At 74.1% G+C, this 12,565-nt stretch carries 5 protein-coding genes; 1 reads left to right on the top strand and 4 read right to left on the bottom strand.

Translation table 11 applies throughout. The features are described 5' to 3' along the window. The first annotated feature begins 3 nt into the window (after positions 1 to 3). The gene (locus tag ACFY1P_RS34990) at positions 4 to 2,844 is read left to right on the top strand and encodes an acyltransferase domain-containing protein (RefSeq protein ID WP_390752976.1); all 2,841 of its coding nucleotides are present in this window, start codon (positions 4 to 6) and stop codon (positions 2,842 to 2,844) included. 162 nt (positions 2,845 to 3,006) lie between these two features. On the opposite strand, the gene ACFY1P_RS34985 is transcribed toward ACFY1P_RS34990, so the two are convergent. The 4 genes from ACFY1P_RS34985 to ACFY1P_RS34970 form a co-directional block, all read right to left on the bottom strand. Then, on the bottom strand, positions 3,007 to 4,452 hold the full coding sequence (locus ACFY1P_RS34985) for an NAD(P)/FAD-dependent oxidoreductase (protein WP_390752975.1): 1,446 nt from the start codon (positions 4,450 to 4,452) through the stop codon (positions 3,007 to 3,009). Beyond that, positions 4,449 to 4,886: a nuclear transport factor 2 family protein gene (locus tag ACFY1P_RS34980; RefSeq protein WP_390752974.1), complete on the bottom strand. Its 438-nt coding sequence runs from the start codon at positions 4,884 to 4,886 to the stop codon at positions 4,449 to 4,451. Before ACFY1P_RS34980 ends, ACFY1P_RS34985 begins: the two co-directional genes overlap by 4 nt. Positions 4,887 to 4,910: 24 nt before the next feature. Then, entirely contained in the window at positions 4,911 to 5,345 is a 435-nt protein-coding gene (locus ACFY1P_RS34975) for a nuclear transport factor 2 family protein (protein ID WP_390752973.1), read from the bottom strand. Beyond that, positions 5,342 to 12,565, bottom strand: a 7,224-nt coding sequence (locus tag ACFY1P_RS34970) for an SDR family NAD(P)-dependent oxidoreductase (RefSeq protein ID WP_390752972.1), incomplete at its 5' end; no start/stop codon positions are given. The genes ACFY1P_RS34970 and ACFY1P_RS34975, both read right to left, overlap by 4 nt.

The raw sequence follows: 12,565 nt of genomic DNA, 5'->3' as shown, positions 1-12,565 counted from the left end.
CTGGTGGGTGCGCGTGCCCGGTTGATGGGTGCGTTGCCCGAGGGCGGGGCGATGTGTGCGGTGCAGGCCACGGCGGAGGAGCTTGCTGCGGAGCTTGAGGGTTCCGGGGTGAGTGTGGCTGCGGTGAACACCCCTGATTCCACGGTGATTTCCGGTCCGGCCGATGAAGTGCATGGGATTGCTTCGGCGTGGTCGGCGCGAGGTCGTAAAACGAAGGCGCTGTCGGTCAGTCACGCGTTCCACTCGGCTTTGATGGAGCCGATGCTCCAGGACTTCGCCGAGGCCATCGGCGAGGTGAAGTTCAAGGCACCTACGATTCCGTTGATCAGCAATGTGACTGGTCTGCCTGCGGACGAGGAGATCGCGAGCCCCGACTACTGGGTGCGTCATGTGCGCCGGCCCGTTCTCTTCCAGCAGGCCATCGCCCATATTGCCGACCGAGCCGGGGCGTTCGTCGAACTGGGCCCCGCTCCCGTCCTGACCACCGCCGCCCAGCACACCCTCGACGCCGTGACCGAAACGGAGGCACCCGAACCGGTCGTCACCGCCTCGCTCCATCCCGCGCAGCCCGACGCCGTGGCGTTCACGCAGGCCGTGGCCAGGCTGCACACGGCGGGCCTCGCAGTGGACTGGTCCGGCTGGTTCCTTGCCGACCCCGCTCCTCGGATCGTCGACCTGCCCACGTACGCGTTCCAGGGTCGGCGCTTCTGGCTGGCGGACATCCTGGGACCCGAGAGCGCTTCCCAGGCCGACGGTGAAGAGGCCGGGTTCTGGGCGGCCGTGGAGGGCGAGGACGTCCAGGCGCTCTGCGACACCCTGCACCTCAAGGACGACGCGCGCAGGTCGGCCCTGGAGACCGTCTTCCCCGCCCTGTCCGCGTGGCGGCGCGAGCGGCGTGAGCGGTCCGTCGTCGACTCCTGGCGCTACCGCGTCGACTGGCAGCCGGTCCCCACGTCCCCTTCCGCCCCCGCCGGTTCCGGTACCTGGCTGGTCGTCGCTCCTTCCCAGGGCGCCGACGCCTGGACCGGGGCGTGCCTGAGCGTGCTGGAGGAGGCCGGGATCCCGGCGACTCTCGTCGAGGCCGGCCCGGACCCGAAGCGTGCGGAGCTCGCGGACCTGCTCCGCCAGGCCGAACTCCCGGACGGCGCCGCCCCCGCCGGTGTGCTGTCCCTGCTCGCCCTCACCGAGCGGCCCGCCGAGGCCACCCTGGCGCTGGTGCAGGCCCTGCTGGACGCCGGCCTCTCCGCGCCCCTGTGGTGCGCCACCCGAGGCGCCGTCTCGTGCGCGGACACCGATCCCGTCGTCTCCCCGGCGCAGGCCGCGGTCTGGGGCCTCGGCCGGGTGGCCGCCCTGGAACACCCGGAGCTGTGGGGTGGCCTGGTGGACCTGCCCGCCGACCCGGCCGAGCTCGCGGCGGGACCGTTGCGCGCGGTGCTGTACGGGGACGCCGGCGAGGACCAGGTCGTGCTGCGCCCGGCCGGGGCCCTCGGCCGCCGTCTGGTGCCCGACCCGGCGCCCGCGCCCCTCGACGGCGCCGGGGAGGACTGGCAGCCGCACGGCGCCGTACTCGTGACGGGCGGTGTCGGGCAGCTGGCGGACCACGTGGTGCGGTGGCTGGCCGCGTGCGGTGCCGAGCACGTCGTACTCCTGGACCCGGACGGCACCGGCGCTCCTCGGCAAGCCGAGCTCGCCGCCGAAGCGACCCTGCACGGCACCGAGTTGACGGTGGCACGCTCCCTGGGGGAGGTGGCGGACGTACGGATACGGACGGTCATCCACACTTCGCTGCCCGGTGTGCCCGCCCCGCTTGCGGAGCTCACGCCCGACGAGCTCGCCACGGCGGTTTCCGCGGCCATGGACCTGGGCGAACCGGCGGGTGCCGGGCCGGTGGAGACCGTGCTGTTCTTCTCCTCCCTCGCGGCCACGCTCGGCAGCAGGGAACACGGTGCCCATGCCGCCGCCGACGCCTGCCTCGACGCCCTGGCCCAGCAGCGCCGGCCCGACGGTCCGCGGATGATCTCCGTGGGCTGGGGCATCTGGGACCTGCCGGACGACGGGGACCTCGCCCTCCGGCAGACCGGTCTGTCGAGGCGGCAGGGTCTGCCGCCGCTGGAGCCCCGGCTGGCGCTCGGCGCGCTGCGCGCCCTGCTCGACGGCGACGACAAGCACGTGATGGTCGCCGACATCGAGTGGGAACGCTTCGCCCCGCTGTTCACGCTGTCCCGGCCCACCCGGCTCCTCGACGGCGTCCCGGCCGCCCTGCGGGTGCTCGATGCCGGCTCGGAGACCGGTGACGGGGCGGACGTCTCGGAACTGCGCCGCGAGCTGGCCGCCCTGCCCGCGCGGGAGCGGGCCGGCGCGCTCCTGAAGGTGGTGCGTACGCAGGTGGCCGCCGTGCTGCGCTACGAGCCGGGTCAGGACGTCGATCCGGAGCGGGCCTTCAAGGACCTGGGCTTCGACTCCCTCGTCGTCGTGGAGCTGCGCAACCGGCTGCGCGCCGCCACCGGGCTGCGCCTGCCCGCCACCCTGGTCTACGACTACCCGACGCCCCGCGCCCTCGCCGGGCATCTGCTGGAGCGGATCCTGCCCGACGGCGGTGCGGCGGAGCTGCCGGTGGCCGCCCATCTCGACGACCTGGACGCGGCCTTGACGGACCTCGCGGCGGACGACCCGCGCCGCCGGGGCCTGATCCGGCGCCTCCAGGCCCTGCTGTGGAAGCACCCCGACGCTGCGGCCCCGTTCGCGGTGGGCGAGGAGGGGGTGCTCGGCGGCCAGGAGGACCTGTCCGAGGCGAGCGCCGACGACATGTTCGCGCTGATCGACCGCGAATGGGGCGGCCGCTGATCCTGCGCCGGTCACCTGCCGCACGGCAGGTGACCGACGCCGCGTAGGCGGAGCCGAACTCACTGTTCGAGCCGTGCCTTTGCGTGTGCTTCACGTCGGACGGGCCGGATGTGGCTGACGCGAGTCAGCCACATCCGGCCCGTCGGGTATTGAGGGTGCCGCCTACGCGGCGGGCGAGGACCGTACCGCCGCCGGCGCGAGCACTGACGCGTCCAGGTTCACCACCGCCAGCTCGTCCGCGCTGAACGGGGGAGCGGTCAGTTCCGGGTGGCGTTCGCCGGTGCGCATCGCGAGCAGGAAGCGGTTGGAGCCCAGCTCCGACTGGGGTGCGTTCAGGCTCATGACGTCCGTGACGATCTCCGACGCCTCCGGGACGCGGATCGACGCCGCGGTGATGGCGTCGGCGAACCGGAGGCGCTGCTCGGTGTCGACGCCGACGAGCCGCGGGTCGGTCGCGTCGACGCGGCAGTTGACGTAGTCGATGTCCTTGGACGCCGCCAGGATCCACGGGTCGTCGACGGCCGCGCCGATCGCCTTCTGTATCCGGTGCGAGGGCGTGCTGCCCCGCGCGAGCTCCCGGTCCAGCGTGACGGCGCAGCGCGCGGCCGAGCTCATGCCGTGGCCGTAGATCGGGTTGAAGGCCGTCAGGGAGTCGCCGAGCACGAGCAGCCCGTCGGGCCACTGGTCGAGCCGCTCGGGGTAGAGGCGCCGGTTGGCGGCGGAGCGGGAGCCGTAGAGGGGGCTGAGCGGTTCGGCGTCGCGCAGCAGATCGGCGATGACCGGGTGCCGCAGGTCCCTCGCGAAGGGCAGGAACTCCTCCTCGGTGGAGGGGAGCCGGGCGCCCCGCGTGCAGGAGAGCGTCACGATCCAGCGGCCGCCCTCGATGGGGTAGACGACACCGAAGCGGCCGGGCTCGCGGACGCTGTCGTCGGCGGCGATGTTCACGGCGGGGAAGTGCGTCGTGGCGCCCGGCGGGGCCTGGAAGAACCGGGTCGCGTAGGCGACGCCCGCGTCCACCACGTCCTCTTCGAGGGCGGGCACGCCGAGCGCCGCCAGCCACTGCTTGAGCCGGGAGCCGCGCCCGGTGGCGTCGATCACCAGGTCGGCCTCCAGCGAGGTCTGCCGGCCGCTGTCGACGTCGCGTACGACCACGCCGGTGACCCGGCCGGCGTCGCCGGTCAGCTCGACGGCCTCGGTGCGCGGGAGAACCGTGATGTTCTCCCGCGACAGCGCGGCCTGACGAACCGTCAGGTCGAGCAGCGGGCGGCTGGCGAGCAGGGCGAACTGTGTGGCGGGGAAGCGGTGCTGCCAGCCCTGCCCGGTGAGGGTCACCAGATCCTCGGGGAAGCCGAGCCGGCGGGCGCCCGCCGCGAGGAGGCGGTCCGTGGTGCCGGGCAGCAGCTCCTCGATGAGACGGGCCCCGTTGGACCACAGCAGATGGGCGTGGCGGCCCTGCGGCACGCCCTTGCGGTGCCGGGGCTCCTCGGGCAGGTCGTCGCGCTCGACGACCGTGACGGTCCCGGCGTGGCGGGCCAGGACGTGGGCCGCGAGGGTCCCCGCCATGCTGGCGCCCAGCACGACGGCGTGTGCGGGTCGGGTGGTGGTCACGCGCGGTTCCCTTCGGGGTGGGTGGGGCCGGTGACGGATGCCGTGCCGGTCGCGTCGGGCTCGTTCATGGTCACGTCCGTCACTCCCCAGAACGCCTGGACCCGGCGGCCCAGCCCGTTCTCGTCGAGCTCGACGATGCCGACGATGCGGAAGGTCATCGGCCGTGGTTTTCGCACCGTGACGGTCGTCGGCGTCACGACGAAGCGGTCGTCCATCGAGGTCATCGGCGGGTCCGGCACCTCGTGCGTCCCGCAGGAGACGGCCAGTTCGAGGTGCCGGCGCAGATCCTCCTTGCCCACCATCGGCGGGCGTCCCACGGGGTCCTCGAAGACGATGTCGTCGGCGAACAGGTCGAGGACGCCCTCGATGTCGCCGGCGTTGATCCGCTGGGCGTAGTCGAGCGCCATCTTCTTTCGCGCGGCCTCGTCGGGCATCGCACCTCCAGGAAGGGTGACCGGTCAGCCGAGGACCGTGAGATCGGATGTGCCCCAGTACGCCTTCACGTGCTCGACGAGGCCGGATTTCTCCAGGCGCATCACGAGCATGGCCGCGCGCCGGACGCGGGCCGTCCGCGGGTTGTCGGGGGCCTTGAGCCAGCCGCGCTCGGCGTACAGCGGGCCGTCCGGCAGATAGTCGACGACGGACGTCACCTGGAGCAGGACGTGGGTGCCGTCCTGTCCGGCGACGGGCTCGGCCGCCTCCTCGTGAACGTGGGCGCCGAGCAGCCGCGCGTAGTGCGCGCGCAGTTCCTCGTGGCCGCTGAGCGGCGGCAGACCGACCGGGTCCTCCAGGACGGCGCCGGGGGCGTAGAGCTCCAGCACCCCGTCGAGGTCTCCGGCGTTGATCCGGCGGCTGTGTTCCAGGGCGCGCTGTTTACGGGTGAACTCGTTCATCGCTGCTCCTGCACTTCCTGGCCGTTGTGTCCGTTGCCGGTCCCCCGGCCGAGGTCCCGGTCGATGAACGCGAAGATCTCGTCGGCCGACGCGTCCTGGATACGGGCGGCCACCGCGGCGCCCTCGGCCGCGCCCTCCGGCGCGTCGAGACGGGCCAGCGTGGCGCGCAGCCGCCCGGCCAGCTCGGTCCGTGCCGCGCCGCCCCGCGAGGAGACGGCGAGCAGGGCCGGCTCCAGGCGCTCGAACTCCTCCAGGACCCCGGCGAGCGGGTCCGCCTCCTGCGGTGCCAGCTCCTGCCCCAGCCGGTGGGCGATCGCCGCCGGGTCCGGGTGGTCGAAGACGAAGGTGGCGGGCAGCTTCAGACCGGTCGCGGCCGAGAGCCTGTTGCGCAGTTCCACCGCGGTCAGGGAGTCGAAGCCCAGCTCCCGCAGCCCCTGCGTGGCGTTGACGGGCGTGGCCGCGTCGTAGCCGAGCACCGCCGCGACGTGCGAGCACACCAGGTCGAGCAGCACCTGCTCCCGCTCCGCCGTGGGCAGCGCGCTCAGCGACCTCAGGAGCGCGGACGCCCCCGAAGGGCCGCCGGCCGCCTTGCCCGTGCCGCCACGCACCAGGTCCCGCAGCAGCGTCGGGGCGGCCGAGTGGCTCTGCGCCTGCCTGCGCATCCGGGCCAGGTCCAGGCGGACCGGTGCGAGCAGCGGCAGGCCGCTGCTCCAGGCGGCGTCGAGGAGGGCGAGGCCCTCGTCGGTGCCGAGCCCGACCACACCGGCGGCGGCGTGCCGCGCCCGGTCGGCGTCGCTCAGACGCCCCGACATCCCGTCGGCCAGCTGCCAGTAGCCCCAGGCCAGGGAGGTCGCCGCGGCGCCGCCGCCGTGCCGGTGCCGGGCGAGCGCGTCGAGGAAGGCGTTGGCCGCCGTGTAACCGGCCTGCCCCGCCCCGCCGAGCAGGCCGGCCACCGAGGAGTACAGGACGAACGCCGACAGGTCCGCGTCCGCCGTCAGTTCGTGCAGATTCCAGGCGGCGTCCGCCTTCACCCGCATCACCTCCTCGACCTGGTCGGCCGAGAGGTTCTGGACGACCGCGTCGTTCACGGTGCCCGCGCAGTGGAAGACCGCTGTCAGCGGATGCTCCCGGGGCACCGAGGCCAGCAGGGCCGCCGCCGCCTCCCGGTCGCCCGGGTCACAAGCGGCGAAGGCGATGTGTGCGCCCAGTGCGGCCAGTTCCGCCGCGAGCTCCAGCGCGCCGGGCGCCTCGGCCCCGCGCCTGCTGGACAGCAGCAGATTCCGCGCCCCGTGGCGCGTGACCAGATGCCGGGCCGTGAGAGAGCCCAGCGCGCCGGTGCCACCGGTGATCAGAACGGTGCCGTCGGGGTCGAACGCGACCGGCAGCGCGAACACCGGCGGGTGCGAGGAGAAGGACCCGGCACCCAGCGCCTCGGGCGCCTGCCGGACGTCCCACACGGACACCTCCAGCGGCACCAGGCCACCCCGCGCCCCCAACTCGGCCAGGGCGACGACCGCTTCACGCGCGCGCCCGGGCTCGACGGGCCCGGCCACCTGCTCCGGGCCGTCGCCCCGCCGGACCACCAGCGCACCGTCCCGCGTCGTCAGGACCGCGGTGGGGGAGTGCGCGGTGCCGTCCACCACGTCCACCTTCCAGTGCCCGGCCAGGCACAGCGCCGCCGACCCGACGGCGCCCGCGCCCTCCTCGACCAGCAGCGAGTCGCCTTCGCACAGCGCCGCCACGTCCTTGAGCGCGTGGTACGCGGACACGTACGCCGCCAGGGACCCGGCAGCCTGCGCCCAGCTCCAGCCGGACGGCACCGGCGCGACGAGCCCGGCACCGGTGACGGCCACCGGCCCCACCGCGTCGAAGAGCCCGAGCACCCGGTCGCCCGCCGACACGGCGTCGACCCCGGCACCCACCTCCGTCACCACACCCGCACCCGCGATCACGAGGCCGGGAGCACCGAGCGCCGCCGGGTCCGGAGCGGCCGCGCGCAGCGCCACCCGCACCTCGTGCGCGGCGAGCTCCCGGCCGGCCTCCGGGGCGTCGACGAGAACGAGCTGTTCCCCCTCGCCCCGCGCGAGACGCCATGTGGCGGACCCGACCGGCGGAGTGATCCGCCTGGACGCGTCGTCGCGCACGAGCCGCGGCACGTACGCCTGCCCCGCGCGCAGCGCCAGTTCGGGCTCGCCCGACGCCAGCGCCGCCGGGACCGCTTCGAGGGAAGCGGGCAGTTCGTCGACGTCGAGCAGCGTCAGCCGGCCCGGGTTCTCGGCATGCGCACTGCGCACCAGGCCCCACAGCGCCGCGCCGGGCAGATCACCGGCCTCCTCGCCCGGCCGCGCGGCGACAGCGCCCTGGGTGACGACGACCAGCCGGCTCGTCTCGAACGCGGCGTCGGCGACCCACTCCTTGAGCAGGGCCAGCAGCCCGAGGGCTGCCTGCCGGGCGAACTCGGCGGCGTCGTAAGCGCCCTCCTCCGGCGTGACATACACGGCGAGCACGGCATCGGGTGCGTCGGCCCCCTCGGCGACCTCCGCCCGCAGCGCACCGAACGTCTCCCGCACCGGCGCCCCGCCCAGCACACCGGCCAGCTCCACCGCCAGCGGCTCCCCGGGCAGCGCGATCACGGCGGACCGCTGGGAACCACCCTCGGCCCTGCTGCCCGACGGCGCCCAGTCGAGCCGGAACAGCGCGTCCCGGTCCACGCCCCGCGCACCGGCGACCTGATGGGCCGCCACCGGCCGCACCGTGAGCGCCTCCAGCGTCAGCACCGGCGCACCGCCGGTGTCGACGGCCGTCAGGGACAACTGGTCCGGCGCCGTACGGGCGATCCGCATCCGCAGCCGGTCGGCGCCCGGCGCGTGCACCCGCAGGCCGCTCCAGGAGAACGGGAGCAACACCTGGTCCGTGTCGGCGGACGACGTGACCGCGTCCAGGATCAGCGCGTGCAACGCCGCGTCGAGCAGCACCGGATGCACCTGATACCGCCCGGCCGCACCGCTCTCCGTCTCCGGCAGCGCCACCTCGGCGTAGATGTCCTCGCCCATCCGCCACGCGGCCACCAGCCCCTGCGACGCCGGCCCGAAGTCGTAGCCGTACGAGGCGAGATCGCCGTACGGGTCGGGCCCGGAGACCGGCGTGGCGCCCGGCGGCGGCCAGGCCCCGGAGGGTCCGGCGTCCGGCGCACCCGGGTCGGCGGGCGCGAGCACCCCCGCCGCGTGCTTGGTCCACGCAGGCTCCTCCTCGCCGTCGCCGGTGGGCCGGGAGTGGACGGACACCGGGCGCCGCCCGTCCTCGTCCACCGCGCCGACCGACACCTGGAGATCGACCGCACCGCCGTCACCGAAGGCCAGCGGCGTGTGCAGGGTGAGGTCCGCGAGCTGCCCGCAGCCGGTGCGCACGGCCGCCTGAAGGGCCAGCTCCACGAAGGCGGAACCGGGCAGCAGCACGGTGTCCGCGACCCGGTGCTCGGCCAGCCACCCCTGGTCCCGCGGCGAGATCCGGCCGGTCAGCAAGTGGCTGCTGCCGTCAGCCAGTTCCACGGCGGCCCCCAGCAGCGGGTGCCCGGCCGAGGCGAGCCCGAGCCCCGACGGGTCCCCCGCGAGGCCCCGGCGGCCCTCCAGCCAGTACCGCTCCCGCTGGAAGGCGTACGTCGGCAGGTCCACGACGCGCGGCAGCGGAACGGCCGGGAACCAGCCCGTCCAGTCGACGTCGGCACCGGCGGTGAACGCCTGGGCGGCGGCGCGGGCGAGCTGGGCGGTGTCGCCGTGATCGCGGCGCAGCGTGGGCACCACGGTGGCGGAGACGTCCGCCCGCTCGATGGTCTCCTCAAGACCGAGGGTCAGTACGGGGTGCGGGCTGGCCTCGATGAAGACGCGGTAGCCGTCGGCGAGCAGGGCCTCTACGGTGTCGGCGAAGCGGACCGGCTGCCGCAGGTTCGTGATCCAGTAGTCGGTGTCGAGGGTGCTGGTGTCGTCGAGGTTCTCGGCGGTGACCGTCGAATAGAACGCGACGCCGGTGTCGGACGGGCGGATGCCGGCGAGGCGCTCGGTGAGCAGATCGGTGATCAGGTCGACCTGGGGGCCGTGGGAGGCGTAGTCCACATCGATGACCCGGGCCCGGAGCCCCTGGGCCCCGGCGTCGGCGACGACTGCCGCGACCTCCTCGGGCGGGCCCGAGATCACGGTGGACGCAGGGCCGTTGACCGCCGCGACCCCCACCCCGGCGCGGCCCTCGATCAGCCCGGCGGCCTGCTCCCGGCCGACCCCGAGGGAGGCCATCGCACCGCCCCCGGACAGCTCCCGCAGCGCCTGGCTCCGCAGCGCCACCACCTTCGCACCGTCCTCAAGCGTCAGCGCCCCCGCCACACACGCCGCCGCGATCTCACCCTGCGAATGCCCCACCACAGCAGCGGGCGTGATGCCGTACTCCGCCCACACCGCCGCAAGCGAGACCATCACCGCCCACAGAACGGGCTGCACGACCTCCACCCGCGACAGCTCGCTGCCGTCACCGCGCAGGACACCGGTCAACGACCACTCCACGTACGGCGACAACGCCTGCTCACACTCGGCGATGCGAGCAGCGAACACCGCCGACTCGTCGAGGAGTTGAGCACCCATGCCCACCCACTGCGACCCCTGCCCCGGGAACACCAGCACCGGACCGGCGCCGGACGAACCCGCGAGACCGGACACCACATCGGACGAGGGCTCGCCCGCCGCCAGCGCCCGCAACCCGGCCGTCAGCGCGTCCCGGTCCCGGCCCAGGACGACCGCCCGCTGCTCGAACAGCGACCGGCTCCTGACCAGCGACCACCCCACGTCGACGGGCGACGCGAGGCGGGGGTCGTCGGCCACGCGCGTGGCCAGGGCCCGCGCCTGGGCCCGCAGCGCCGCCTCGTCACGGGCGGAGACCACCCACGGCACCACTCCGGCCGGAGCGTCGGCAGCGCTCGCGCCCACCGGCTCCGGAGCGTCCGGGGCCTGCTCCAGGATCACGTGCGCGTTCGTGCCCGAGATGCCGAAGGCGGACACCCCGGCCCGGCGCGGGCGGTCGCCGCGCGGCCAGTCGACCGGCTCGGCGAGGAGCCGCACCCCGCCGCCCTCCCAGTTCACGTGCGGCGTGGGCGCGTCGAGGTGGATCGAGGCGGGGAGCCGCTCGTGCTCCAGGGCCTTCACCATCTTGATCACACCGGCGACGCCGGCCGACGCCTGCGCGTGCCCGATGTTCGACTTGATCGAGCCGAGCCACAGTGGCCGGTCCGCGGGCCGGTCCTTGCCGTAGGTGGCGAGGAGTGCGCCGGCCTCGATGGGGTCGCCGAGCGTGGTGCCGGTGCCGTGCGCCTCCACCACGTCGACCTCGTCGGCCGACAGCCGCGCGTTGGCGAGCGCCTGCCGGATCACCCGCTGCTGCGCCTGCCCGTTGGGGGCCGTCAGACCGTTGCTGGTGCCGTCCTGGTTGATGGCCGAACCACGGATGACGGCGAGGACCTTGTGGCCGTTGCGCCGCGCCTCGGACAGCCGCTCCAGGACCACGAGTCCGACACCCTCGGCCCAGCCCGTGCCGTCGGCCGCGGCGGCGAACGGCTTGCACCGCCCGTCCGCGGCGAGACCCCGCTGGAGCGAGAACTCCACGAACGCGCCCGGCGTCGCCATCACCGTCGCGCCCCCGGCGAGCGCCAGCGAGCACTCGCCCTGGCGCAGCGCGTTGGCAGCCTGGTGGATCGCCACGAGGGAGGACGAGCATCCGGTGTCGAGCGTCATCGCCGGGCCTTCGAGACCCAGTACGTACGACACGCGCCCCGAGGCGACACAGCCGAGGTTGCCCGTGCCGATGTACCCCTCCACCTCGGTGGGCCGCTCACCGACCAGCGCGAGGTAGTCGAAGATGGTCAGGCCGGTGAACACCCCGGCGTTACTGCCCTTGAAGGCCTCGCGGTTGATGCCCGCGTGCTCGAACGCCTCCCAGGCCGTCTCCAGCAGCAGCCGCTGCTGCGGATCCATGGCGATCGCCTCGCGCGGGCTGATGCCGAAGAACGCGGCGTCGAAGTCCCCCGCGTCGTAGAGGAACCCGCCCTCGCGTACATAGCTCGTGCCGCGGCTCTCAGGATCCGGGTTGTAGAGCGCCTCCAGGTCCCAGCCCCGGTCGTCGGGGAAGTCGCCCATGGCGTCCCTGCGGGCCATGACCAGATCCCACAGCTCCTCGGGGGAGCGCACGTCGCCCGGGTAGCGGCAGGCCATGCCGACGATCGCGATCGGCTCGTCGTCGGCGGCGACGGTGGCCGCCCGCTCCGCGCCGGCCGCCGTCCCGCCCGACAGCTCGGCCTGGAGGACGTCGGTGAGGGCCTCGGGCGTGGGGTGGTCGAAGACCACCGTGGTCGGCAGGGTGAGACCGGTGCTCTTGTTGAGCCTGTTGCGCAGTTCCACCGCGGTCAGCGAGTCGAAGCCGAGCTCCTGGAACGGCTTCGCCGCCGGCACCGCGTCGACATCCGAGTGCCCCAGCGTGGCCGCCGCCTGGGAGCGCACGTGCTGCAACAGCAACTGCCGCTGCTGGGCGGGCTTCGCCGCCGTCAGCTCCTGGTGCAGCGACGACTCCCCGTCACTCTCGCGCGCCACCGGCGCGATCACCCGCCTGTTCTCGGGCAGGTCCCCGAGCAGCGGACTGGGCCGCTGCGCCGTGAACGTCGACGTGAACTGCGCCCAGTCGAAGTTCGCCACGGTCAGTGTGGTCTCGCCCGAACTCACGGCCTGGTGCAGCGCCTTGACGCACAGATCGGGGCTCAGCGGATGCAGACCGAAGCGGCTGAAGAAGGCCAGAGCCGCCTGATCGGCGGCCATTCCGGCCTCGGCCCAGGGGCCCCAGGCGATGGAGGTGGCGGGCAGTCCTTGGGAGCGTCGGTGTTCGGCGAGGGCGTCGAGGAAGTGGTTGGCCGCGCCGTACGCGCCCTGCTGCCCGCTGCCCCACACCCCGGCGCCGGAGGAGAACATCACGAAGGCCGAGAGATCCGCGTCCCGCGTCATCTCGTGGAGATTGAGCGCGGCCCTCGCCTTCGGCTGGAGCACCGCGTCCAGCTCGGCCGGCGAGAGCTCGTCGAGCGCGATGTAGTTCGGCACTCCGGCGGCGTGGATGACGGTGGTGAGGGGGTGTTGGTGGGGGATGGTGTCGAGGAGGTTTCGTAGTTGGTGGGGGTCGCTGACGTCGCATGCGGTGAT

The organism is Streptomyces sp. NPDC001407 (assembly GCF_042895325.1).
Classification (GTDB): domain Bacteria; phylum Actinomycetota; class Actinomycetes; order Streptomycetales; family Streptomycetaceae; genus Streptomyces.
Note: the sequence above shows the minus strand (reverse complement) of the source record. Positions and strands in the feature narration are given on the sequence as shown.